Annotated in this window: 23 protein-coding genes; 4 read left to right on the forward strand and 19 right to left on the reverse strand. The window is 41.7% G+C overall.

Features of this window, described 5'->3' with window-relative positions; all coding sequences use genetic code 11:
- The first annotated feature begins 122 nt into the window (after nucleotides 1-122).
- On the forward strand, nucleotides 123-926 hold the full coding sequence (locus B5Y40_RS19715) for an AraC family transcriptional regulator (protein ID WP_079689269.1): 804 nt from the start codon (nucleotides 123-125) through the stop codon (nucleotides 924-926).
- 107 nt (nucleotides 927-1,033) lie between these two features.
- Here B5Y40_RS19715 and B5Y40_RS19720 read toward each other — a convergent pair whose 3' ends face one another.
- The 6 genes from B5Y40_RS19720 to B5Y40_RS19750 form a co-directional block, all read right to left on the reverse strand.
- The gene (locus tag B5Y40_RS19720) at nucleotides 1,034-2,632 is read right to left on the reverse strand and encodes an alpha/beta hydrolase-fold protein (RefSeq protein ID WP_159453750.1); all 1,599 of its coding nucleotides are present in this window, start codon (nucleotides 2,630-2,632) and stop codon (nucleotides 1,034-1,036) included.
- Nucleotides 2,633-3,604: 972 nt separating this feature from the next.
- A complete protein-coding gene (locus B5Y40_RS19730; protein WP_079688576.1) occupies nucleotides 3,605-3,985 on the reverse strand; it encodes a response regulator in 381 nt (126 codons plus the stop codon).
- A gap of 609 nt (nucleotides 3,986-4,594) precedes the next feature.
- Nucleotides 4,595-6,259 (reverse strand): alpha-L-fucosidase, encoded by a 1,665-nt coding sequence (locus B5Y40_RS19735; protein WP_079688577.1) that lies wholly within the window; start codon nucleotides 6,257-6,259, stop codon nucleotides 4,595-4,597.
- A gap of 55 nt (nucleotides 6,260-6,314) precedes the next feature.
- The gene (locus B5Y40_RS19740; protein ID WP_079688578.1) at nucleotides 6,315-6,650 is read right to left on the reverse strand and encodes an L-rhamnose mutarotase; all 336 of its coding nucleotides are present in this window, start codon (nucleotides 6,648-6,650) and stop codon (nucleotides 6,315-6,317) included.
- Nucleotides 6,651-6,689: 39 nt separating this feature from the next.
- Nucleotides 6,690-7,706 carry a zinc-binding alcohol dehydrogenase family protein gene (locus B5Y40_RS19745; protein WP_079688579.1) on the reverse strand — a complete coding sequence of 339 codons (1,017 nt, stop codon included), beginning with the start codon at nucleotides 7,704-7,706 and terminating at the stop codon, nucleotides 6,690-6,692.
- Between the two features lie 34 nt (nucleotides 7,707-7,740).
- Complete coding sequence (locus B5Y40_RS19750; protein ID WP_079688580.1) at nucleotides 7,741-8,802, reverse strand: aldo/keto reductase; 1,062 nt, start codon at nucleotides 8,800-8,802, stop codon at nucleotides 7,741-7,743.
- 205 nt (nucleotides 8,803-9,007) lie between these two features.
- Between B5Y40_RS19750 and B5Y40_RS19755 the strand changes: the two genes are divergently transcribed.
- On the forward strand, nucleotides 9,008-9,880 hold the full coding sequence (locus tag B5Y40_RS19755) for a helix-turn-helix domain-containing protein (RefSeq protein ID WP_079688581.1): 873 nt from the start codon (nucleotides 9,008-9,010) through the stop codon (nucleotides 9,878-9,880).
- A 400-nt stretch (nucleotides 9,881-10,280) separates the two neighbouring features.
- Here B5Y40_RS19755 and B5Y40_RS19760 read toward each other — a convergent pair whose 3' ends face one another.
- The 8 genes from B5Y40_RS19760 to B5Y40_RS19795 all read right to left on the reverse strand — a co-directional run bounded on the left by B5Y40_RS19760 (nucleotide 10,281) and on the right by B5Y40_RS19795 (nucleotide 18,581).
- Nucleotides 10,281-11,000, reverse strand: a complete 720-nt coding sequence (locus B5Y40_RS19760) for a LytR/AlgR family response regulator transcription factor (RefSeq protein ID WP_079688582.1) — start codon at nucleotides 10,998-11,000, stop codon at nucleotides 10,281-10,283.
- Entirely contained in the window at nucleotides 10,997-12,028 is a 1,032-nt protein-coding gene (locus B5Y40_RS19765; RefSeq protein WP_079688583.1) for a sensor histidine kinase, read from the reverse strand. The genes B5Y40_RS19760 and B5Y40_RS19765 overlap by 4 nt, the downstream gene beginning before the upstream one ends.
- 144 nt (nucleotides 12,029-12,172) lie before the next feature.
- A complete protein-coding gene (locus B5Y40_RS19770) occupies nucleotides 12,173-13,393 on the reverse strand; it encodes an ABC transporter permease (protein WP_079688584.1) in 1,221 nt (406 codons plus the stop codon).
- 12 nt (nucleotides 13,394-13,405) lie between these two features.
- Nucleotides 13,406-14,164, reverse strand: coding sequence for an ABC transporter ATP-binding protein (locus tag B5Y40_RS19775; RefSeq protein ID WP_079688585.1), 759 nt, complete (start codon nucleotides 14,162-14,164; stop codon nucleotides 13,406-13,408).
- A 2-nt stretch (nucleotides 14,165-14,166) separates the two neighbouring features.
- A complete protein-coding gene (locus B5Y40_RS19780) occupies nucleotides 14,167-15,423 on the reverse strand; it encodes an efflux RND transporter periplasmic adaptor subunit (protein ID WP_079688586.1) in 1,257 nt (418 codons plus the stop codon).
- A 3-nt stretch (nucleotides 15,424-15,426) separates the two neighbouring features.
- Nucleotides 15,427-16,758, reverse strand: a complete 1,332-nt coding sequence (locus B5Y40_RS19785) for a TolC family protein (protein WP_079688587.1) — start codon at nucleotides 16,756-16,758, stop codon at nucleotides 15,427-15,429.
- 318 nt (nucleotides 16,759-17,076) lie between these two features.
- Nucleotides 17,077-17,637 (reverse strand): T9SS type A sorting domain-containing protein, encoded by a 561-nt coding sequence (locus B5Y40_RS19790; RefSeq protein ID WP_143785846.1) that lies wholly within the window; start codon nucleotides 17,635-17,637, stop codon nucleotides 17,077-17,079.
- 203 nt (nucleotides 17,638-17,840) lie between these two features.
- Nucleotides 17,841-18,581, reverse strand: a complete 741-nt coding sequence (locus B5Y40_RS19795) for an SDR family NAD(P)-dependent oxidoreductase (protein ID WP_079688589.1) — start codon at nucleotides 18,579-18,581, stop codon at nucleotides 17,841-17,843.
- A gap of 99 nt (nucleotides 18,582-18,680) precedes the next feature.
- On the opposite strand from B5Y40_RS19795, the gene B5Y40_RS19800 reads away from it, so the two are divergent.
- On the forward strand, nucleotides 18,681-19,064 hold the full coding sequence (locus B5Y40_RS19800) for a winged helix-turn-helix transcriptional regulator (protein ID WP_079688590.1): 384 nt from the start codon (nucleotides 18,681-18,683) through the stop codon (nucleotides 19,062-19,064).
- A 102-nt stretch (nucleotides 19,065-19,166) separates the two neighbouring features.
- Here the strand turns inward: B5Y40_RS19800 and B5Y40_RS19805 are convergent, their stop codons facing one another.
- On the reverse strand, nucleotides 19,167-19,928 hold the full coding sequence (locus B5Y40_RS19805) for a response regulator transcription factor (RefSeq protein ID WP_079688591.1): 762 nt from the start codon (nucleotides 19,926-19,928) through the stop codon (nucleotides 19,167-19,169).
- A 44-nt stretch (nucleotides 19,929-19,972) separates the two neighbouring features.
- On the opposite strand from B5Y40_RS19805, the gene B5Y40_RS19810 reads away from it, so the two are divergent.
- Nucleotides 19,973-20,779: a DUF3667 domain-containing protein gene (locus tag B5Y40_RS19810; RefSeq protein WP_221408966.1), complete on the forward strand. Its 807-nt coding sequence runs from the start codon at nucleotides 19,973-19,975 to the stop codon at nucleotides 20,777-20,779.
- A gap of 202 nt (nucleotides 20,780-20,981) precedes the next feature.
- On the opposite strand, the gene B5Y40_RS19815 is transcribed toward B5Y40_RS19810, so the two are convergent.
- From B5Y40_RS19815 to B5Y40_RS19830, 4 genes are all read right to left on the reverse strand, one after another.
- Nucleotides 20,982-21,428 (reverse strand): SRPBCC family protein, encoded by a 447-nt coding sequence (locus B5Y40_RS19815; RefSeq protein ID WP_079688592.1) that lies wholly within the window; start codon nucleotides 21,426-21,428, stop codon nucleotides 20,982-20,984.
- 197 nt (nucleotides 21,429-21,625) lie between these two features.
- Complete coding sequence (locus tag B5Y40_RS19820; RefSeq protein ID WP_079688593.1) at nucleotides 21,626-22,273, reverse strand: dihydrofolate reductase family protein; 648 nt, start codon at nucleotides 22,271-22,273, stop codon at nucleotides 21,626-21,628.
- A gap of 188 nt (nucleotides 22,274-22,461) precedes the next feature.
- Nucleotides 22,462-23,559, reverse strand: a complete 1,098-nt coding sequence (locus B5Y40_RS19825; RefSeq protein ID WP_079688594.1) for a serine hydrolase domain-containing protein — start codon at nucleotides 23,557-23,559, stop codon at nucleotides 22,462-22,464.
- A gap of 218 nt (nucleotides 23,560-23,777) precedes the next feature.
- The gene (locus B5Y40_RS19830) at nucleotides 23,778-24,032 is read right to left on the reverse strand and encodes a hypothetical protein (protein WP_143785847.1); all 255 of its coding nucleotides are present in this window, start codon (nucleotides 24,030-24,032) and stop codon (nucleotides 23,778-23,780) included.
- Nucleotides 24,033-24,094: the final 62 nt, after the last annotated feature.

A 24,094-nucleotide genomic window follows, 5' to 3' on the forward strand; every position in this document is an offset into this window, starting at 1 on the left:
GAGCTTTCTTTAAACTGAAGCTATATTTCATGTGACGTGGATCAGAAAATCTCGTTGGCCATCCTGCTTTATAAACTCATTGGATGAATCCATTCTATGAACTAAATTTCACACTATACGACATGGAACACATATCGAAATACCTGACGCCTGAGATTAAGCTTTCCTGCTATGATGACAAGTTCTTCAAGTCGGAAGTAGTATTCGATCAGCATATGCTGATCTGGTTTATCTCAGGGGAAACAAAGATTGTACAATCGGAAACAACGTGCACGTTTAAGACCGGTGACATTTTCCTGATTCCCCGTAACAAACCATCTACGATCATCAACTACCCCAAGGACGGACTCCCTCATAAGACTGTGGTGATGTCACTTACTTCAAAGATACTTCACGAGTTTTATTCAAAGGTCAACATCAATGTAAAGGCTATATCTATACCGGGCATCCGAAGTTATAGTGATCATCCCTTGCTGCGAAGTTGCCTGGCATCGCTGATCCCTTACTTTGAAATCGAAGGCGTTTTTCCGGATCATATAGCAATGCTGAAAATTACTGAAGCAATCAGTATCCTTAGGACAATTGATCCGGGTATAGATGGCGTGCTCGCCAATTTTGAAGATCCACATAAAGTTGAACTTGTCAGCTTCATGGAGAAGAACTATATGTTCAATATGCCCCTCGAAAAATTCGGATATCTTACAGGAAGAAGTCTCACCAGTTTCAAACGCGATTTCAAAAAAGCGTTTGACACCACTCCACAAAAGTGGCTGACACAAAAGCGACTGGAACTCGCACACTATGAGTTGGCGGAGAAGAAACGCAAACCTGCAGAGATATGCTATGAAATAGGATTTGAAAATTTATCGCACTTCTCTTACGCTTTCAAAAAACATTTCGGATACGCACCAACGAGTGTTATGTAAACAAGTCACCGCAGGTGTGATATTTAGGCAATTTAGTATAACAGCAGGGAAGTATATCTATAAGTGATCAATAATGGTTACTACAGCAAAGTCCGTATAGCAGTCTGCTATTTTTTATTTTGGCTGTATTGCACTTCCAATGGAATTGGAATTAAATTCTTGGTATCTATAGCACTGGGGGTAAGATAACTCATCTTCAATTTAAAGTCTTCATTCTTATGCAGATATTCAAGGCGCAGCGGATAAAATCCTTTAGACAACGGGAGTATGTAGCTATAGGTTGTCCGGGTGTAATTGCCATCCCATTGTATCAGCAATCGGTTGCCAAGGTATAGTTTGGAATTCTTGTCTGCATCAAGAACAAATATATAGTAACCTTCTTCCTTTGCTTCAAGCAGCCCATCAATAACCAAAGCGTAATTCTTTTTTCTCGGAAGCTTATCAATATCAAAATCGCTGTCAGTTATTCCTGCCCTGGCCGGTTTTATGTTTTTGAGCTCCGGCCATGTATCCCAATCTCCTTCGTAATAAGAATAATTAAAACCACCGGGCTTTACATTTTTTTGTTTTGCTATAGGGCGAAGCGGCGCTTCGATTGTGAAATCCCCGGTTGTGCTTTTATCATGATTGCTTCGCATGCTGAAGCGCTTATAAGTTACTTTAGCAGGAGCGGATATTGTAATTTCAGGCTGCACTTTTTGAGAGGCTATGGTAGGAGCTGTCCCATCCAAGGTATAGCGCACTTTTGTGGTGTCGTCAAAGTACCAAATCTTAATGGGTTTGTCTTTCAAAACAAGTCCGTTCATTGGATGGAATTCTATATTGCTGGTAAGGCCGGCATAGCTAAACTTTAAACCATCGAATGTAGTCTTTAGTCGAACCGAACTATGCGTTTCATCGGGATAAGCCACCAGTTTCCAGCTTAGACTTGCAGGTGCTATTTTCTTCAACACTATATCCATGGTGTCAATCTTCATTTCTTTGAGAGAGACGCCCTCCCGACCGCCGATAAAAAGTGTCGTACTCAAACCTGTTAAAGCAGGCAACTTGCTGGCAGCCATTTTAGGCACATAACACTTGTCCCACCACAGGCTTGGATCAACAGCTATATATGATTTGAATGTGGCTGGCTCCTTCAACATGGCATACATGACAAACATGCCGCCTAGCGAATGACCCCAGAGTGTATTGTCTCCATTAGAAGGATAAGCTTGGTTTACATACGGGATCAACTCTTCCTTGATAAAACCAAGAAAGTTATCTGCGCCACCGGATGTTTTCCAACCTTCCAATCGAGTCGGTGTAAGATCTTTGTTACGGTCAATACCCAGTACGCTCACAATGATAGTTGACGGCATGAACCCCTGCCCTTCTACAAAATTCTGGACTTGCGTGATTAACCCCGTATTCCAGTTGCCGCCATCAAGCACGTACAACACATCATACTTATCGCCGCGTCCTGGCTTATAGTTAGAGGGTATAAATACCTGTATAAGTCGCTTTTGATTTAATATACTCGAATGTATAGAGTCAAGCTTGCCGTGATAAGTCACGTTACGAACAGTATCCTGTGCGTAAGCGAAATTCCCCAGATAACTAATTGTTATTGCCAGCATGAAGACAAAAAAAAGATGTATATCTTTCATGCTTAACGAAAGCTTTTTACGCTCTTTGCAAAGAGCAGCTGCAACGTAATTTTCGAACACAGTAGGTTGTTTTTTCAAAATATAGTATAAAATTATTGGCCGATTAGAAGACCTAAAGTTGAAATGAGATCATTCCTTTATCTCCCATCGGCACTCAGTTGCTCCCGATGGCTAAATTTGTGCCAACGAACAAGGTTGCTGAATTTTACTGTATCCGCCATTCGCTTTGAATAATGATGTCCGGTTCAGCTCACTCCATGTTCGTTATCGATACAAAAACAATCCAGGCACAACGGTTATAATTGTAAGCCTATAGAGCTTGACAAATCTCAAATGCATCTTTGATTAGGAAAATATTGATTGACAAATAATCGACTGCCCGCAATGACCTTGAGCTTACAGACGGCCACGAAAAATAAAATAAAGACGCATGTCATAATTTTCAGTTTGACATTCTTGTTGTTGACGCTGTTCCATGGGCTATATCTTTTGATAAAAATAAAGTATACTAGCTATCCAGAAGAGTCGTACTATTTTGAGGGGGGAACCCCGACAAGCGGACAATTACTCGTCACTGGATTCTCAAACATGGGAGTCATCGTTGAAAGTCTAATCACTTCACTGATCGTTATAATTCTCAACTACTTTATCAGGATAAAAAATAAGGGATTACTTGTTACCTCGTTTAGGTTGACTTCTCTGGTGACCTTAATATACTTTGTATTTAGATTATTATCGGCCAGAAACTACGACCGGGAATACTACGGTATTTTCTTTAAAGAATTAAAACAAGAGATCCTTATTTTAACCTTGCTGTTTTTCATTGGCTATAGCTTCACAATCGCACTGACAAGTAAATTTAAAAAGGAGATTTAAAGTACGATACGTCTTTGTACTAAGCAAATATACTTTAGTTTAAATTGATGCAGATAACGATCAAAACGGTGCTATATTTTTGCACGGAGCTAAAAGTAAATGTAATATCCGTGACAAAGCGCCGTAAAACATTAACGATACGGTCTATACCCTTCTCTACACAGTTTGTTTAAAGTATTTTGAAAGATCATGGATGGCCTCTTCCATGGTGTTGGGTTTCTTCAGATAATCTATAGCCCCCAGTTCTTTGCAAAGGTCGATGTCTTTTTGATCGTGGCTTGTCGAGTATATAATAACAGGAATAGAAGCAAATCTGGGATCTTTTTTTATATTCTTCAGACACGCCTTCCCGTCCATCGCGGGCATATTAATATCCACTACAACATAATCCGGAAGCTGCTCGCATTCTTCAAGGAATTCAAGGGCGGAAACACCATTCATAGCATTCACACATTCTATATGTGGATCGAATGAATGAACGACTTCGCAAAACAGATCAAAGTCATCGATATCATCTTCCGCATAAAGTATTACCATACCTGTGATATATATTAAAATAAAATTATTGCATACGCCTCTATATCACCATCCATCACTGTCAGAGATCACTATGCAACAAATCATGCCTTTGATATATAGCGCGTTAATTTTAAATCTACTGCACTAATCCCAACAACTCACTGTAGAAGTTAATACCCATTTATCATCAATCTGCATACATCACGGGCATTTAAAAATTTCAAAAAAGCTATACCGTAAAAAATAACAACATCAACATTATATATATATACTGGCTATAATTCGGACCTCATTTCAGAAGGCGTTAATTTGAATAAGAATGAATTTAACGGTGCTGGAAAAACCAGATTTAGCACCCTTATGTTAGCTCGCTGGAGAACAAGGACAACAACGCCATATCCCCGTATTTCGCTCGCCTTTGAAGTGAGATGCGCTTAACCCAAAATCAAAAAAGCACACTCACTTCTCAGACGAATTACATTCCGGAAAAACAACATGCAGTATCGCACGGAGTAATCCTGATTTTTTAATGATACCCAAATGGCTTAACCCGACCATATATAGTCAATGCTTTCCGTATCAAGTATTGATACTATACTATATAGTTTAGTATCAATACCGCGTTCCTCATACCGGAATAATCTTTACAACATTAGCAAATGAAAAATCCTCGGAAGTTTTCTCAGGCAAAGAAATGATCAGACCATTTTCATTTCGTTCGAAAGTCAGCGATTGTTTTGACAGCAACCACTCTACCCTCTGAATTTCCTTTCCGAAATGCGCGCTTTGTTTTGCTAAACTTTTAATAACGAGTTTCCCATTTTCAGGCCACCCCATTGACGTTGCGTAAAGGATATCGCCCTTCGTTGTAAAGCGAATGTCTTCAGATGAAAATTGTTTTCCTTTCCCTTCGTTAAAACCTGGCCCACTTAACTGTGCCTCCTCTTGTTGCGCTGGACCTTCACCAAATATTTTCCACGGTCTTGTCGCATATATACTTTCGCCATTCGCTTTTAACCATTTGCCGATTCCCTCCACTACTTTTCTTTCTTTCTCGTCAATCGTACCGTCTCCGCGAACGGGTACATTCAACATCAGATTTCCATTTTTGCTGACTATATCTACCAGAGTCTGAATAACCGTCTTCGCTGTCTTATAGTCACCACGCTCATACAATCCACGATCGTAATGCCAGCCTCCTATACATGTATCAGTTTGCCATGGCAATGGCTGAATATTGTTGGCTTGTCCTCTTTCAATATCCCAGACCATTGCCTTGCGCTGATTTTCATCCAATATTTTTCCATTGACTACAGCACGAAGCTCACCGTGTGCGTTAATGCTTTTATTATATAAATGCGCTGCTATACGCAAACCAACATCACTGACTGGCCAGAAGGGAAGCTGGGAGTCATCGAAGTAAACAACATCCGGATCGTACTTATTGATAAGGTCGATCGTACGGTTGTAAAACTTCTCCATATATGCTTTGCTGGGTTCATAGGCTCCATTGCCCCACTCCCATTGTCTGTGAATAGAACTATCCTCTAAACTATCTACGCTCAAGGGATGGTTTTGTGCATAGAGCTCCTGTGGATCCAATCCGTCCCACCATTTTCCTTTTCCATCTGCTTTGGTAAGTTTCCCATCGTATGGAATGCCGCTATACTGACCCGTTTTATCGGAACGCTGTGCAACTTCATACCAACGCCACGCATGAGAGGCATGAACACTTACACCAAAGGGAAGGTTGTTTGCTTTTGCTGCCTTCGCCCAGCCTTTAATCAGATCCTTCTTTGGTCCTACCTTTGTAGCATTCCAGTCCTTCTGATACTTGCTGTCGTACAAATCCAAATTGTCGTGATGATTTGCCATCGCCATAAAGTACTGCGCCCCGGCATCTTTGTACAAGCGAACTAATTCATCCGGATTCCATTTGTCGGCTTTCCATTCGTTGATCACATCTTTGAATCCGAACTTGGATGGATGACCATATTTCTGAAGATGTATCTTGTATTGCCATGAACCTTCCTGATACATTCCTCGCGCATACCAGTCCCCTGCTTCAGGCTGACATTGAGGCCCCCAATGCGCCCACATGCCGAACTTTGCGTTCTGATACCATTCAGGTGTTTTGTAGTTCTGCAGCGACTCCCAGGTTGGTTTGAAGGGACCTTTTGCAAGTGGTTCATTGATATATTTCTGTTCAAAAATATTATTAGCGAATGCCTGCGATAACCATAATGACGGCAACGTAGCTGCCAATCCTTTGAGTGCTGTTCTGCGTTTCATTTTATGATGTTACTTTGGTTTGCTGCTTTACATTTAACAAGGGGAAGCCTTGTCATTACAATTGAAAAATTTTATCCATCACAATCCACTTCTCTCCATTCTCAGCCCATGGCAATGGCTGCTGAAATCTCCACATTAGGTTCTCCCATTCTCCTACTTTGTCATTGGCTTGATCCATGGCAGTCTTACGTTCGAAGCTGAAGTTATCGTCAGCTTCGATGATCATGAACAGTCGGTTACCGGTACGGTATATTTCCATATTGCTGATACCGGAGTCAGTTATACTCTTCATAATCTCTGGCCATGCGTTTTCTCTTTTGTGCCGGTTCTCATACTCAGCAATCAAGGTTGCATCGTTGATTAGGTCGAGTGCTAAACAATATTTTTTCATTTTAATAAGATTCGTATCACGATCGGATTCAAGAATTCATTACGCTATTTCAACCATTGCTTTTATCACACCCGAGGTCGGATCCAGCCATGCTTTGAATTCATCTTTGACTTGATCAAAAAGCACTCGATGTGTGATGAAGATTGTTGGATCGATCTTGCCTTGCCTGATCAATGAAATCACATACTCAAAATCAGCTCTGGTTGCATTCCTGCTGCTCATGAGTGTCGCTTCTCTTTTATGAAACTCCGGATGGCTGAAAGATATATCTCCCTTCTGCAGGCCGATCAGAATATACCTTGCACCATGTGCCATGTATTGAAACGCATTGTTGATTGCTTTCAGATTTCCGGTGGCGTCCATGACTACAGTTGGCATCTCACCATTGGTGATTGATCTTAACTGCTCTACAACATTGCCGTCCATGGCATTGATGACATGCTCAACCTTCATGGTTTCTTTACAGAACTTTAAACGCGCCTCGTTGGTATCAAGTGCAATTACTTTTCCTCCTCCTGCACGCACAAACTCCATGGTGCCCAATCCAATGGGGCCAGCGCCAACCACTAAAACAAATTCATCTTTAGCGATAGCAGCCCTTCTCACCGCATGTGCCCCGATAGCCAATGGTTCGACCAACGCTAAGACCTCTAAGCTTAAACCTTCACCATGAATTAATGAACTTGATGGTACAGAAAGATATTCCACCATTCCTCCGTCCTGATGAACACCACATACTTTCATATTCACGCATGCATTTTGTTTCCCAGCCCGACAAGCGATACACTTGCCACAAGAGAAATAGGGAATGATTGTGACTGATTCGCCAATAGCAAAACCAGGAGCGTCATCATTTGCAATCAACTCACCTGAAAGCTCATGTCCTAAAATGCGTGGATATTCGAAATAGGGTTGCGTTCCTTCAAATGCATGTAGATCGGTTCCACAGATTCCGACTCTCTTAATTTTTATGATGGCTTGTCCTGACGCTGCCTGCGGCTGCCCTGCAGTCTTATATTCGAACTCACCTGGTTTGTTACAGACTAATGTTTTCATGCTATATATAGTGATCAATCGTAATGGTCGTTGATTATCGCGGTGTGAGAATAAGATTCTCTTCGATCAGGTTTCTATTTTTGAGTTCCTGCCAAAATTGCGCTGGAATGTTCGCGTGAATCATTGCCAGATTGGACTGCACACGTTTTGCATCGGTGGTATTTAAGGCGATACTTTTTACTCCCGGAACGTTGAGTCCAAATTGAACGCATGCTTGCGCAGGTGTTACGCTAAATTCATTGCATACAGCAAAGAAATCTTCTCTCCATTTGAATAATGCATCATTCTCAGGTATACCCCTTTCAATCAAGCGATAGTCGAAGTAATTACTTCCCACAAGAAAGCCTGAATGAAATACTGCTGAGTTAATAACATATATACCTTTGCTTTCCATTTCCGCGACAAAATCCAATAATGCCCGGGGATGTTTTTTTATGGTCATGCTATTGGCAATCATGATCCAATCCAACTCGACATTCTTCGCGATCCGTTCAATGACTTTCCAATCTTTCGAACCCACACCAATGGATTCCACCTTCCCTTGCCTTTTCAAATCATGCAACGCTTGGTATGCATCGAGTACATCCTGGTATAATTCGTCTGCATGGCGCGTATTGCTTGCCTTGGCAATGTATTCATCGGGATCATGTACAGAAACCATTTGAGCATGATATCCATTGAGGAATTCATTGCCTTGCTCGAAACAGTGCATGATCCCTTCATAACTTATTTTCTGAACCGCATCATGCTTCAAGTTTTTCCAAACACCCGGTTCAAAAGTCGGCTCATCCGTTGTAAGCTCCGTGCGAAACCAACCTAACTTGTTACTGATGATGACATTTTCGGGCGGAGCATTTAACTGCTTAAGACATTTTCCGAGCGTCTCAAGCGCCAAGCCTGCACCATATTTTCCGGCAGAATCGAATACTACCTTTCCCTGCGATAAGCGAAGACATTCACTTACAATATTGAGTTTCTCTTCTTCATCGAGGGCCACGAATAAATTGCCTAAACCGCTGGTTCCAAATATTACCGGAGGAAGGCTGATCACTGCTTTACTGGTCCCTTTATCCTCTTGCTTATAATATTCTTTCATCTTGGTTTGCAGTTAAATGGGGTCGACTAAAAGAATTAATCCTGTAACAATTCCGACTTTAAAGCAATATCTTTTGCAAACGAGGTATTCGTATCGCATGCGATTGATATGCTATACAAATTTAGGATCACGCAAATGTTTGCCATTTGCTTAAAAAGACTTTTTTTTGTCTAAATCCGACTTTTTTGAAACATAACTTTATCGCATGGGCAAAAACTTATTAGGCTATAATTTTTCGCTCCTACACATCGACCATGTTAAGCTGAACAGCAAATGGAACTATACCAATGTGATCAGTCCATATTTCAGAATATACTATATCAACGAAGGGGAAGGATTTATCACAAACAAACAAGACAAGATAAAGCTTGAGCCTGGTTACTTCTACATTATTCCAAGTTTTACACTGTGCCATCTGTTTTGCAAGGAGCATCTAAGCCAATATTTCCTTCACTTCTTTGAAGAATCCACCGAAGGCATTTCACTTTTTGAGGATAACAGGAAAGTAATCAAAGTCGCGGCATGTGACACAGATGTTACAAACTTCCAGAGACTACTGGAAATTAACCCCTGCCGAGGTATAAACCGTTCAGACAATCCGAAGGTCTATGAGAAGCATGCCTATTACAAAAGCTATCAAGAACTCAACAAAACAGTTAGTGACGCTGTCCACTTTGAAACGCAGGGTATAGTACTTCAATTAATTTCGCGGTTTCTAAACTCACGCAGCTTTAAAAGCAAGGCGCCAGATCCTATACCTTCAAAGATCTTAGAAGTAATGCGATACATTCAAGTGAACCTGAATGAAAACTTGACCGTCAACTTTCTGGCCAATAAAGCAAACTTGCATCAGGATTATTTCTCAAGGCTATTTTTAAAATATACCGGACAACGACCTTTAAACTATCTTCACGAGAAGCGAATCGAACGTGCTCAGTATTTGATTGCAACTACGGAGCTATCCTATATCGAAATTGCAGAGAATGTCGGGTTTGAAAATTCATCACATTTCTCAAAAATTTTCAAGAAGGTCACCAGTCTTACACCCGGAGAGTATAAGAAACAAAATAGAGTATAACCTGCGCAGCCAAGGTCACACATTTACTTAATATGCATTATCCAGTGCAAGAGGTATAGCCAATCTGCATCGGTCTAATAAACATGATATATATCATGCAATGCCGATCATTTTTATGTTACGTTTATGATTATATCCATGATTCTTGGATCAGAGAACACAAAATAAATCACCCGTAAAAAATTCACCAAGCACGTCTGAAACATGAAATTCTGTAGTTATAGTTACATCCATGCCGGGCAAAGCCCTTCCAGCACAAGTATTAATGATGGCATGTAAATCAAAAAAGAACCATCTCTCCAAATGGGCAAATAGACTATATATCTATTACTCTTAAATTTGAACAGTTGTTGACCCATTGATCCCCTTCACCCTTCCTTTTAAAGAGTTCGTAAAAATTCTATCGCAAAAATCTTCGGGACAGGAAATCATTGAACGCATCTTTATATTTGTCTGCTATAGGAATCGAAGCCTTTTCTATATGTATAGCGCTCCTTTCAATGGTGTTGATCTTGTCGAGGTTAACGATATAGGAACGATGCACACGCATGAACTGGTCGGCAGGCAATTGTTCTTCAAGAGTCTTCAAACTCATCAATGACATAACCGGACGTGTCGCGCCAGCGGTGAAGATTTTTACGTAATCTTTCAAGCCTTCAAAGTATAAAATATCTTTCAGATCAATTTTCACCAATTTATACTCGGAGTTAACAAGAATACTATCTTTTGTTACGGCTGTTGACGGGCTGCTTTTGTTCTCCACCATATCAAACCAGGTTTTGGCTTTCATAGCTGCTTTCAAAAACTCCTGATAATTAAAAGGCTTGAGAAGATAGTCGAGCGCATTTACTTTGAAACCCTCGAGTGCATATTGTTCAAAGGCAGTAGTAAAGATCACTTTTACTTTATCGTTTAACGTTCGCGAAAATTCTATTCCATTGACGTCTGGCATCTGTATATCGAGGAACAAAAGGTCGATTGACTGGTCCTGCATTTGTTGCAACGCTTCTAAAACACCATTACACTTTCCTTTCAATTCCAGAAAGGGTGTTTTGCGAACGTAGCTTTCCAGTATATCAAGCGCGATGGGTTCATCATCTACAATGAGGCATTGAATCATACCTGGATGGTTAAAGTGCAATCGAAATACACATCGTCCTGGTGGATGACAATAGTATGGCTGTCCGGATATAACAAGTTGAGTCGTTTTTTTAGATTATCCAAACCTATACCGGATCCGCTCTGATCATTTTCCCGCTTCGGAAAAAAAGAATTCCGAATATAGAAAACGATTTGCTTCTGCTGCACGATGGCCATGGTCATCGTAATTTCAGATGGCTTGTTCAGGTTAATGCCATGTTTGAAGCTGTTTTCAATTAAGGGTATAAATAGTAACGGTGCCACCATAATGTCGTGTGTACTTTCCGGAAATTTATACTGCACAATTACATTAGGTGTAAGCCGGAGTTTCATCAGGTCAATATAGTTAACCATGAACTCAAGCTCTTTGCGAAGCGGCACATAGCGTTCGTTGCTATCGTACAAATGATAGCGCATGAGCTTACTAAGACGATGCACAGCATCCTGCGCTACCTCCTGGTTTTGAATGATCAAGCCGTAAATTGTATTCAACGTATTAAAAAAGAAATGCGGATTAAGCTGGTTCTTAAGATTCAGCAACTCCGATTTCAAATGTTCTCTTTCGAGTTCTTTGCGCGAATCTTCCGACCTGAACCACTCCCCTGTACTTCGTACTGCCACACTCACCCCTGTTATCATCGCAAAAGATATTATAAACCGTATAATGATTTCGTTTTCCTTCGGAACATGTTCTTGGCGTATCGGAGGCACCACATGTGTTCTTATTTCTTCGAGTAAAAAAATAACAACGGTATACAACACTATATTTATCACTACGAACTGCCATGTCTTTTTTAAGAAGAGAAACCGTGGAATAAAATAAAAATAATTTATATAAAAGATCAGTGCCGATGCCGTTGGAGGAATCCACCCTCTGAAGTATTCTGTAATATTCGCGGGTGCATGGTCCGTAGAAAGTAACGGAAGATTGACAACAATTCCCCACACCAGTATATGTAGCATAAGAGTGAGGTAGCGTTGATTTTTCCGATCCTTTAATTCAAACATGGCGGTAAGGGTATATTTTATAAATCACATCTGCTTTTTTGAAAGACTAAAATTGCAAACTAAAGTTGGCCCCGCCAAAATCCTCTCCCAAGGAAAGAGGATTTTGACCTATAATAGGGATGCGGGATAAATATAGTCTGTCATCTATTCATATCGCAAGGCTACAATCGGGTCCAGTGACGCCGCTTTACGCGCAGGATACCATCCGAAGAAAATCCCAGTGATGGCACATACCGCAAAGGAAATCACCAGCGACTGCGTTGTAACCACTGTTGGCCAATGCATAACGTTTGAAACGAGAAGTGTACTGCCAAGCCCCAGTGCCACACCGATCAATCCGCCGGTGATACTGATGAGAATAGCTTCCACTAAAAACTGTAAAAGTATATCTATACCTCGTCCACCCACCGCCATGCGCAAACCAATTTCACGGGTACGTTCCGTTACTGATACATACATGATGTTCATGATACCGATCCCTCCGATCACTAAAGATATACTTGCAATGGCCACCAGCAATATCGTTAGAATTTCACTTGTGGAACTAAACGTAGAGATCAGCTCTTGCTGCGAGCGCACATTAAAATCGTCTTCATCGGTAGCTCCAAGTTTATGAGACGTGCGCAGGATCGATGCCATTTCAAGCGAAGCCTGCTCTGCTATTTCCTCACTCCTGGCAGATGCTGTTATTGACTGCAAATGTGTTGATGCCTGAATGCGTTTCTGCACGGTAGTATACGGTGCAAGAATAACATCATCCTGATCCTGTCCGAATGTATTCTGCCCTTTCTCTGCCAGTACACCAATTACTTTAAATGGTATTTTATTATACCGGATTGTTTTACCAAGGGGATCTTCACCGTTCTTAAAAAGATTCTCCACAACCGTCTGTCCTATAACAACAACTTTGGAGGCAGATGAGACATCTTTGTCGGTAAATATACTTCCTCTCTTTACCGACAGCTTACGAATATTCAGATACTGCGGATTCACACCATAAATAGATGTAGGCCAGTTGTTCGCTCCGAAAATTACCTGGCCACTGCCATTTACCTGTGGCGATATATCCGTCAGCATTGTATTCTTTTCTTTTAATGCTTTATAGTCTGCAAGTGTTAATGTTTGCGACTGGCTGAAATCTTGCCGCACACCACCCCGTGAATCACTACCCGGTTGCACAAAGAGCATGTTAGAGCCCATCCCGGAGATTTGATTCTTGATGCTCTGCTTGGATCCTTCTCCAATCGCTAGCATCGCGATAACGGAGGCAACACCTATAATTATACCCAGCATGGTAAGAAATGCGCGCAGCCTGTTGCGTTGCAAAGCCTTCCATGCTATCTTAAAAAGATTGATTGCTTTCATATACTATATATACTAATCCTGCATTTTAAATATATCTTCCACGGGCAGCTGCGCCAACGCCTGTGCCGCACTGGCAACTGATTCAACGTGATAATCTTTCACGATGTGACCATCGCGCAAAACAATAGTGCGCTTACTGAATAGTGCTATATCTGGCTCATGCGTTACAAAGGCAATGGTTTTTCCCTGGGAATTCAATTCCTGAAACAACGCCATGATCTCGTACGAGGTTCGCGTATCGAGGTTTCCGGTTGCTTCATCTGCTAATATCAGTACAGGGTTATTTACCAGCGCACGCGCTATAGCAACACGCTGCTGCTGGCCACCGGAAAGTTGATTGGGCGTGTGATGAAGTCGTGATGACAATCCTACCAAACGCAACGCTTCTACTGCACGCGCCCTTCTTTCTTTGGAAGATATTGCTCCGTTATACATCAGCGGAAGCTCTACATTTTCCAGCGCTGTAGTACGTGGCAGTAAATTATAGGACTGAAAAATAAATCCGATCTTTTCGTTTCGTACACGAGCCAGTTCATTCTTTGAAAGATTACGAACCGGTATACCATCAATTTTATAGGAGCCTATGTTGGGTTGATCAAGACATCCCAATACATTCAGCAAGGTTGATTTTCCAGAACCACTCGTCCCCATGATGGTTACAAATTCTCCCTGTGCAACCGAGAAAGATATACCTTTCAACGCACGTACCACTTCTGTTCCCATGATAAACTCGCGCTTGAGATTTTCAATTTCAATAATCTTCTTTTCCATGATTATTTCTTTTTATTTCCGGGAGGCTTCGGCATGAAAGGACTTTCACTTGTAGTTTCATTCTCTGCTGCGGGTTGCGCTGAAACAACATTCATGGAGAGTACAACCTCATCCCCTTCCCTCAATCCTTCCAACACTTGCACTAGTACACCATCACTGGTCCCAATGTGAATTGTACGCTCCTGAATGTTATCTCCCTCTTTCACCCACACTGTTTTCTCTTCGCCTTGTTGATTTTTTATATATACATTGTAACCAGTCTGCACATTCCGTACATGCTTAACTATATTCTGCTGAGGTGCGGCATGGCGTTGCTCTTGGTACGCATTCAACACTTGTGGATCGGGTTTAAAATTTAATGCTTTTGATTCCAGTGTTAGTACATCTTTAATCTCCAGGGTATATATTGAAATACTCGCTGTTAAACCCGGCATCAATTTCCCTTCCTGATTATCGGCTTTAATAATCACTGTATAGGTAATCACATTCGACTCCTCTACTGGCTCCAGGCGCACTTGCGTTATCGTGCCGGAAAATTCATCTTCCGGATATGCATCCACAGTAAACACTACACGCTGCCCCAGCTTTACCTGCCCAATGTCGGCTTCATCGACATCCGCTTCAACCTGCATCTGCTTCAAATCCTGCGCAATGGTAAAGAGGGTCGGTGTGCTATAACTGGCAGCTACAGTTTGTCCTACATCTACTGAACGGGAAACCACTACGCCATCAATGGGTGAATATATACTTGCGTAACTCAGATTCGTTCTTGCTCTGCTGAGATCAGATCGCTTTTGATCCGCTATACCTTTTGCATTATTCAATTTATAGAGTGCCTCTTCGTAGTCCGTATCGCTCACAACGTTACTATCATGAAGTTTGGCGATCCGGTCAAAGCTCTTCTGCTGATAGTCCTGCTCGTTCAATGCTGTATTCAGTGCGGCCGTTGCCTCTGCCACAGTTGCCTTTAATGCAGTCTTATCCAATTCAGCAATCAGTTGTCCCGCTTTCACTGTTGCATTATAATCGACATATATATGATCGATCACACCTGATACCTGTGTTCCAACTTCAACTTGCGTTATCGGTTCCACGGTGCCTGTTGCCGTTATCACCGTGCTGATAGTGCCTGTCTTCACTGCCGTAGTTTCCACCACTATAGATGCATCTTCGGATGAAAACCAGATCTTATAGACCGCTGCTGAGACTATGATGGCACCCCCTATATAGATCAATATCTTTTTAAGTTTCGTATTCATGATTTAGAGTTTAATAGTATTTCCCTGATAAAACTGAAGCAGCTGGTAGTACAGTATAGCGGTATATTTAGCCTGTACATATTTTTGTCGTGCTGACAAATACGTATTCTGACTGATGAGCAGATCGACTGTATTGGCTGAACCAACTTCATACTGCTGCTTTGCCAGATCGTATGCAATTTTAGAGGCTTCTACCTCAGCCGATGTTGCGTCCATTTCGCTTTGTGCAGCCGTTGCACTCTGGTGAGCATTCTCAATTTTCTTATAGAGTTCCTTTCGGGAAGAAGAGACATCCAGTTCTGCAGACTGAATCGCGATACGCGCGTTCTGCACATTGGTGCGTGTTTGAAGATTATTAAATATAGGTATACTTAATGACAGACCGAGCCGCTGATTGAAGTTGCTGTTAAACTGCTCCGAGAAAGTATAACCTTGCGTGTTGGTATACCCGGAAGATAAACCTCCCGTTAAAGATACCGTTGGCTGATAGCTCGCCCGTCCTATTTTATAATCGAGTGTAGCAACGTCCATTTGCAACTTACTCGATTTTATCTCCGGCATAGAAGCAAGCGCCTCCTTGTATACAGTATATTTATCAGGAATCACAATCATCGCTTCATGTTCCTGTGAAGGAAACGTCAACTCAAAAGATTGCTCCGGCTCAAGCTCCAGCAACTGTTTCAGGGTTAACACCTGCTGATCGAAAGAATTTCTGGCTGTCACTAAAGTATATTTGTCACCGGCCAGTTGTGATTTCACATCGGCTAAGTCCTTTCGTGCAATCGAGCCGGCATCATAGAGTGCCTGCGAGCGTTGTGCCTGTGCTTCCGAGGCTTTCAGATTTGTCTCCGCAATAGCAATCCCCTCTTTATAGTATAGTGCCTGAAGGTATGCTTCCGTTACCTGCAGCGATATATCATTCTTCGCCTCTGCCACATAGTATGAATTCTGCGCGACCAATAAATTTTTCTGCCGAATGGTATTATTGATTTTATTTCCGCCATAGAGCGTGACCTGTGCATTGAGGCTTACGCTGGTTGAATGAATGGTTTGTGAAACAAATTCATACGTGATCGGGTCTGTACTCGTACCTTTGGTAAGTGATTGTGACCCGCTTGCACTCAACGAAGGAAAGCGTGAAGCCTTCGACTGCATAACGTTGTTCACAGCAATATCTTCATTGAGTACAGATTGCTTTACGGTAATATTATTCGCTACTGCATACTCAATGCAGCGTGCAAGATCCCAACCCGCTTCGGAAGTCTGTCCATATGCGTTGGTCATCAGAAAGAACGCAATTGCTAAACTATATACTAACCTTTTCATTGTTTTCATGTTCCTGATGTGAAATACGGCAAGGGACAACCATTATTTTCCATGAATAGATGTTCAGGGCAATTGTCTAGAAGATTGCCTCCTTTTTACGGACGAGATTGTTTGCCGGAAGGCATCAAATACAAGTGATCACTGGCAGCAAAAAAATTATTTCTCCCATACGCCGTTTCACAAAAAAAGAATATCCAAGAAATGTATAGTACCTTTCTATACCCCAGAGGAAAAAGTATAGTAACTCAAAACAAAAAGCGTGTGATTCCAAAGAATCACACGCTTTCTCATGTGTGGTAAAGACTTATCGTCTCGGGCCTCGGCCCATTATTTCTTTTCAACAGTTAAAGAGCCTGTCTTTGTCTTTATCAAATATAATCCGGAAGGCAAGGCTGAGAGATCAACCTCAAGCTGGGATGCAGATAGTATCTTGATCACCACCTTATCGTTCACTGCTATACCTTCCGCACTCAACACGTGGATTTGATCGAGAATCAGATTATTATCATTCCTGTGACTGGTAAGGATTACATTACCAACGGTCGAGCAGTCAACCTTTCCATCAAAATCAATTTGCTTCAACCGGTAATAGCTGGTATCGCTGTAATATCCGTTGCTGTTGAAAGTCATTCCACCGGAACTATAAGTAGCCACGTTCGCTATATTTTGAGTTACGTTGACGCCATTTCCAGACTTGTCATACCATGTCGATACGGTGCTTCTCAGAGTCGGATTGCTTCCATCAGAATTTAAACGTTTACTGTCAAGGCATAGCTCCAGGTTTGCAGAGCCGCTACTCACATCACCGAATTCGGTCTGTGAGAGAACTTCTGTTGAGCAGGTTATGACCAGCAGGATAATCATAGAGAAGGAAGAATACGTTTTCATAAGCACGGTGTTAGTTAATGTTGTTACTCTTATTCTTAAGGCGCAACGTGATATGTAACGTGATACAAATTTCGATACTTAATGTGACAAGTTCCCCTATCACCTAAAAATGGACTTTTGTTAAAATCTATTTGGTAAACATTCCAGATACGGGACACTTTCTTACCAAAAAAAGAGCCTTTTGATTTTTGCTATGCAAAGGATCAGGCGTTGAAGCCTCCATCTATAGTCAGAAACGATCCTGTAATATACTTTCCTTCCTGGCTGGCAAGAAAAGACACCAAGCCGGCAATGTCATCTCCCGTACCATATTCAGCAAGCGCCATCCGGCTTAGAAGAAAGTTTGCAAGCTCCGTCCCGGCGGGGTTCATATCGGTATCAACAGGGCCGGGCTGAACCAGGTCAACCGTTATCTTTTTACTTCCCAGATCCCTGGCCAGGCCACGCGTAAAACCTTGCAACGAAGATTTACTCATAGTATACAATGTAGTCTGCGGTCCTACTGCGTTATCACCCATGTTACTGCCAATGGTAATGATGCGTCCGCCTGCCGGCATATACTTCACGGCTGCCTGGGAAGCAACATATACTGCCCTGACATTTACCGCCATGATCTCATCGTAATCTTCCAGCGTATGATCTTCAAATGGTTTACCTATATATATACCGGCATTATTGACCAGTATATCTATTCCACCAAATTCCTTTACCGTTTGCTCTACAGCCTGTGTCACATCGTTTGGAATGGCGCTGTTGGCCTGTATCGCTATAGTCTTACCTCCCGACTTATTTAACGTGGCCGATAAAGCAAGAGCCTTTTCTTTTGAATGATTATACGTAAAGGCTACGTTAGCTCCTTCTTCTACAAATCGCCGTGTAATAGCCGCCCCTATACCACGACTGCCTCCCGTTACTAAAACAGTTTTGTCTGCAAATTTTTTCATTTTATTATCTGTTGTTTTTGACTGATTCAAAAGTAGGTGCATAACATCTATATTTGCAGGTAACCTGTGAATTGTTAGGTACTAACAAAAAAGTAAGAAATGAGAAAGGACACCTCTACGAACGCATTGAATGAAAAACAAATAAGAGACAGTTGCGGAATGGCCTATTCGCTCAACATTATAGGTGGGCGATGGAAGCCTGCTATCCTGTGCCGGCTCTCCTATGGACTGATGCGCTATAGCGAGTTAAAAAAATCCATTGAAGGTATCTCTGAACGTATGCTGGTGGCTCAGCTCAAGGAGCTTGAAAAAGATAAAGTCATTGAACGACTTGTTTATCCTGAGGTACCGCCCAGGGTGGAATACAAGTTGACTGCACTAGGCCTTACCATGAAGCCCATGCTCGCGGCGATGTCCGATTGGGGCAACTTGCACCGTCAGCAAGTGAATGCTGTTGATGAGCAAACTAAAGTAGTATATTAAATATATTATACATCGTGAGACATAGATATACCTTTGGTTTTAACAGGGTATATATTGGGGATCTGTTATTACTGACTCTAATGGAGTCGGCATGTATTGCCGCTACATAATCTTGCTGTTCACAGCATACGCAAGGGCCTCTGCGATCGTGCGTACATTCAAACGTTCGAAAATCTGCCTTCGGTAGTACTTCACCGTATCAGGAGCAACGGATACCTTGTCGGCAATCTCACTAATGGATAGACCTTGGGCATACAAATGCAGGACCTCTATTTCCCTTTTGGTCAGCTTTGGCTTTTCTGATTTATGCCAGCCTTTATCCTTCAAATCAAATTCCCAGATTTCGTCCGAGCCTTGTTTGAAGATACAGATGTTACCCGCGCTTTTGTGATGCGATATAGACACGATACACATTGCCTTCCACATCCTTTTGTCCTTGGTAAGAAGTAAGGGCGTAAGCTTATGATTGATGAGCGTCTTTTTACCATCGGCATTAAGAAGATGAAAATCGTAGGTTATACTATATAGTATTTTCTCTTCCCCTGGTAAATCTTTAAAGAAATCAAATCCAGCTTCGTTTATAATATTTAATAATGCCAAATCATTTTCAGGAACATTCTTGAAATAGAAATCATAGCCGAGCTTCATTACTTCCTCGGGTGAATGTCCGCATAAGAAGATCGGATTTTCAGAAACATACTCGAAAGTCATCGTCTCGTAGTCGATGATATATATGCTCTCGTAGGTTAATCGGGCAAAAGCTTTTACAGCGTCCAGGTAATCATTCTGCTGAAGACGCTCCTGTTCGGAGACCTTCCCGATGTGGTTCTTGGTTAGCAGAGTTGAGGCACTGTTAATTTTCATTTTTAAATGGCTGAGTTCAACAAATCTACACTAAAGTGTAGGCTTTGAAAATCGTTTTGTGCAGACTTTTACCAGTGAAATGTTCTGTAAGTGGAAATATACTCCCCATGACCAAACCAACGATGCTTTATAAGGCGATCAACTGCAGAAATTGCAATATGGCAGTGAGCGGAAATTTTTGTTCTGACTGCGGCCGACCGCGACAGGTTACCCGGATTGACTGGCACTATATTGTGCATGAAATTATGCATGTACTACATTTCGAGAAGGGTATCCTACATACCATAAGAGAACTGCTGCTTAAACCCGGAACAAGCATTCAAACCTTTATCACCACTGACAGAAGCAGGCTTGTCAAACCGGTGTTGTTTATCGTAGTAACCTCATTGATATATACCACCATCGATCATCTATTCCATATTGAACAAGGATACGTTAATTATACCGCCATAAACCATTCTGCAGTCAGCGTAATTTTTGCCTGGGTTCAGAGTCATTACGGTTATGCAAATATCATCCAGGGTATATTCATTGCCTTCTGGCTAAAACTCGCCTATCGAAGGCATGGCTATAATTTCTTTGAAATCTTAATTCTGTTATGCTTCGTGATGGGGATGGGAATGTTGATTCTTTCTGTTTTTGCCTTGATTGAAGGACTAACCGGAATACGTACCATGGGTATATCTGTGGTTGTGGGGCTGTGCTATAGCTGCTGGGCCATTGGGAATTTCCTGGATAAACGCAGCGTGATAAGTTACTTTAAGGTAGTCACGTTTTACTTGCTGGGGATGCTTACGTGCATCATTTCCATGGTCATGGTAGGAGTTCTGATCGATCTTATAAAACGTTGACGTGACAAACTATTGCAAGCGGAAGTAAAGTTGTTACCGGTAGTATATACCTTCGACAGAAAGTACAAATCGAATATATACTTCAACGGCGAACGGATGAGGTTCCTTCCAACGCTGTCTCTCCAGTGGCTGACAACAAAAAAGCTCCACTGAACGTGAAGCTTTTTTCATTTGTATTTTAGCGTGAGTTAATGTCGTTGCCCTAAGCATCTGGTATCTCAGGCTCTACCAGCTTGGCGAGCTTTTCCAGCGATTCCTGCCAGCCCAGATAGCACATCTCTGCAGGTATTGCCACCGGAATTCCTTCCTGTACAATTTTTATTTCTGTGCCCACAATAGTCTTGCGGAGTGAAACCGAAGTGGTCATTTCTCCTGGCAGATTGGGATCATCAAATGTATCGGTATACTTTAAAAACTCATTCGGTTTTATGTCCAGGTAAGTGCCACCGAAAGAATGACCATTCCCTGTTGAAAAGTTTTCGAATGACATCTTGAACGTACCGCCCTTCTCTGCACTCATGTGGTGGACTGTACAAGTAAATCCGTATGGAGGCAACCATGAAGCAATCGCTGAAGCATGTGTAAATGCGCGGAATACTTTTTCAGGTGATGCTTTAAGTACTCGATGTAGTGAAACACTGTTAGACATAAGACTATATATTTTCGCTTTCCTACTCGTGAGGCTTTTCGGATGCGCCCGTTTTTTCAAGTGGTTGCTGCTCCACTAACAATATTGCGTTGACATCAACACAACAAAGGTGAAGAGAAGATTTAATTCACGCGCAGGCCAAATACGTCAGTTTCAAAGGCTGATTGCGACTTTGAATTTCGTTTACTTGAAAAACTTCACCGGCCTTTCTTTAAAATCACGTGTGTTGCACGATTGCCGTACGAAGTCTGCGTGACCGAAAAACCCAGGGCCGGCAAGTCAATTCCCGCGAATAGGTGTTCACCCGACCCAAGCATCACCGGGGCGAAAGCAAGATGCATTTCATCTATATACCCGGCTTGCAAGTATTGACGAATCGTTGAGGTACCACCACCGATACGTATATCTTTTCCATTAGCAGCTTTCGCAGCTCTCTCCAGCGCAGATTGAATACCGCCGGTAACAAAGTGAAATACCGTTCCCCCCTTCATGCTTATAGATTCTCTTGCATGATTGGTCAAAATAAAAACCGGAACATGATAGGGAGGACTATCACCCCACCACCCTTTCCATTCATTATCTTGCCATGGTCCGCGAATCGGCCCGAACATATTTCGTCCCATGATCCATGCTCCGATGTTTTCAAATGACCTGTCAGCAAAGTCATTATCAGCTCCCTCTGTTCCATCCTCTTTGCCCATCATTTTCTGAAACATCCTGGTAGGAAATATCCACTCGTGAAGCTCCTCACCTTTCTTGCCGAGCGGGTTCTCAATACTTTGATCAGGTCCGGCTCCATAGCCATCCAGTGAAACTGAAAATGCTGCTACTTTGAGTTTACTCATTATTGAAGCTTAATTAAAGTTTTGAATATTTAGCTACAAATTCGTGAATCGACTTTGCTCATCAAAATACAAATCAAAACTATAAATTCCGTTTCGGAAGTTAACTCCTATTTATCACATATAAATATTAATATGCTCAGAGCTGCATTAGAATCCATCTATTTGATCTAACATACAATGAATCATTATCACCTGCGTCTCTTTAACATTCTTTGTGCCAGTGCGGCAATATCTCTTGTTAGTTGTGTCGGGGAATGACAGTCGCAGTTACTCAGACCAATCACATAAATATCTTCATCCGGGATATATACCCCCATGGTTTTAAATCCGAATATACTTCCACCGTGCTCCCTAACAGGTGTGCCATTTGTTTCTCTGATGTGCCAACCGTACCCATAGGTAAACTCTTCTCCACTGTTTAATCTGTATTTGGAAAATGTCTTTTTTGTACTCTCCACACCAAGCAGTTGATTTTTGGTTAACGCGTTCTGCCATTTCAACATGTCTCCGGCGGTAGACATTAACGAGCCCGATGAAAAGGGAACGCTAAAATTAATGACGGTTTTATTTACATAGCCGTATTCCTTCTTATGGTATCCATAAGCCCTTCTGTTGATTACCCTCCTATCGGTGGCGTAGTATGATTGCGTCATTCCGATTTTTTCGAAGATATAGTTCCTGATAAAGCTCTCGTAGGTATCACCCGAAACCAGCTCGATGATGTAGCCCAGAAGAATATATCCGGAGTTGTTATATTCAAACTTGGCGCCAGGAGCAAAATCAACCGGTTCATTCTTAAAGAAGTCTACCATCATTTTGGGAGTCATCTCCTGTTGAGAAATACTTGAAAGGGATTTCATCTTTGTAAAATCTTTGATTCCCGAAGTATGGGTCAACAACTGATGAATGGTGATTTTATCTCCGGACGGATAATCGGGTATATATTTGAGCACGGGATCACTCACTTTCAATTTACCTTGCTCCTCGAGCATTAATATAGCAACAGCCGTGAACTGCTTGGTCATCGACCCCAATTGAAAAACATGATCCGGTGTTAAATCAACATCTAGTTCCAGGTTCGCTTTACCAAACGCTTTCTGATAAACAGCTTTCCCATGCTGGGCTACCATAAATACACCCCCAGGGCCGTCCCTCTCGTTGAACTCTGTCAAAACTAAACTATCAATCCTGGCCTCGAGACTTTGCGCAAAAACTATATTGAAAATTGAAACGATACTGGTTGTCAGAAATACCAGCACGCAGATTCGGTGTACCTTAATGTTCATTATTTAGAGAGATGTTTCGTGTGATGTATACTTGTTTACCCGTGAGACACGCACCGAAAACTGAATGTTGCAGTCATTACAGATTTTTACGTTTTCTAAAGCAAAGTATATGGGGAGGTACTGCTATACGAAATATAGAATTGTTCAAAGGACGCTAGGTCCATCCTTTTCGCCGAAGTCTCTTTGATTGGATTATATACTATCAATCTCTATTATAGTCATCCTATGATTGCGCGTCCTTCCTTTAGGCGATGTGTTAAGGCAAATTTAAAAAGGCTAAAAAATGAACTTAGCAGGTTCTTGTAGAAACCAATCCGAAGTGTCTTTTGAAAAATAAGTACTGATCGAAGTGTAATGCTATTCAACTTTACAATTTCAATCTCATAGTTTCCGCGCAGCGATGATTTTATAACAGTCAGAATTTTATTTTTATATACTTCAAAATCACCATTATTTGACAAAATGAAATTCATATCAAATAAAAAAAATTCAGTATCATCGCCTCTCACTTCAACAGAAAAGACAAAGTTTGGAT

It is taken from the genome of Ohtaekwangia koreensis (assembly GCF_900167975.1).
GTDB lineage: Bacteria > Bacteroidota > Bacteroidia > Cytophagales > Cyclobacteriaceae > Ohtaekwangia > Ohtaekwangia koreensis.

Bases quoted from the DNA above. Each gene is read 5' to 3' on its own strand.
- B5Y40_RS19715 (WP_079689269.1), top strand. From the start codon at position 123: ATGGAACACATATCGAAATACCTGACGCCTGAGATTAAGCTTTCCTGC.
- B5Y40_RS19730 (WP_079688576.1), bottom strand. From the start codon at position 3,985: ATGGTAATACTTTATGCGGAAGATGATATCGATGACTTTGATCTGTTT.
- B5Y40_RS19735 (WP_079688577.1), bottom strand. From the start codon at position 6,259: ATGAAACGCAGAACAGCACTCAAAGGATTGGCAGCTACGTTGCCGTCA.
- B5Y40_RS19740 (WP_079688578.1), bottom strand. From the start codon at position 6,650: ATGAAAAAATATTGTTTAGCACTCGACCTAATCAACGATGCAACCTTG.
- B5Y40_RS19745 (WP_079688579.1), bottom strand. From the start codon at position 7,706: ATGAAAACATTAGTCTGTAACAAACCAGGTGAGTTCGAATATAAGACT.
- B5Y40_RS19750 (WP_079688580.1), bottom strand. From the start codon at position 8,802: ATGAAAGAATATTATAAGCAAGAGGATAAAGGGACCAGTAAAGCAGTG.
- B5Y40_RS19755 (WP_079688581.1), top strand. From the start codon at position 9,008: ATGGGCAAAAACTTATTAGGCTATAATTTTTCGCTCCTACACATCGAC.
- B5Y40_RS19760 (WP_079688582.1), bottom strand. From the start codon at position 11,000: ATGATTCAATGCCTCATTGTAGATGATGAACCCATCGCGCTTGATATA.
- B5Y40_RS19765 (WP_079688583.1), bottom strand. From the start codon at position 12,028: ATGTTTGAATTAAAGGATCGGAAAAATCAACGCTACCTCACTCTTATG.
- B5Y40_RS19770 (WP_079688584.1), bottom strand. From the start codon at position 13,393: ATGAAAGCAATCAATCTTTTTAAGATAGCATGGAAGGCTTTGCAACGC.
- B5Y40_RS19775 (WP_079688585.1), bottom strand. From the start codon at position 14,164: ATGGAAAAGAAGATTATTGAAATTGAAAATCTCAAGCGCGAGTTTATC.
- B5Y40_RS19780 (WP_079688586.1), bottom strand. From the start codon at position 15,423: ATGAATACGAAACTTAAAAAGATATTGATCTATATAGGGGGTGCCATC.
- B5Y40_RS19785 (WP_079688587.1), bottom strand. From the start codon at position 16,758: ATGAAAACAATGAAAAGGTTAGTATATAGTTTAGCAATTGCGTTCTTT.
- B5Y40_RS19790 (WP_143785846.1), bottom strand. From the start codon at position 17,637: ATGAAAACGTATTCTTCCTTCTCTATGATTATCCTGCTGGTCATAACC.
- B5Y40_RS19795 (WP_079688589.1), bottom strand. From the start codon at position 18,581: ATGAAAAAATTTGCAGACAAAACTGTTTTAGTAACGGGAGGCAGTCGT.
- B5Y40_RS19800 (WP_079688590.1), top strand. From the start codon at position 18,681: ATGAGAAAGGACACCTCTACGAACGCATTGAATGAAAAACAAATAAGA.
- B5Y40_RS19805 (WP_079688591.1), bottom strand. From the start codon at position 19,928: ATGAAAATTAACAGTGCCTCAACTCTGCTAACCAAGAACCACATCGGG.
- B5Y40_RS19815 (WP_079688592.1), bottom strand. From the start codon at position 21,428: ATGTCTAACAGTGTTTCACTACATCGAGTACTTAAAGCATCACCTGAA.
- B5Y40_RS19820 (WP_079688593.1), bottom strand. From the start codon at position 22,273: ATGAGTAAACTCAAAGTAGCAGCATTTTCAGTTTCACTGGATGGCTAT.
- B5Y40_RS19825 (WP_079688594.1), bottom strand. From the start codon at position 23,559: ATGAACATTAAGGTACACCGAATCTGCGTGCTGGTATTTCTGACAACC.
- B5Y40_RS19830 (WP_143785847.1), bottom strand. From the start codon at position 24,032: ATGAATTTCATTTTGTCAAATAATGGTGATTTTGAAGTATATAAAAAT.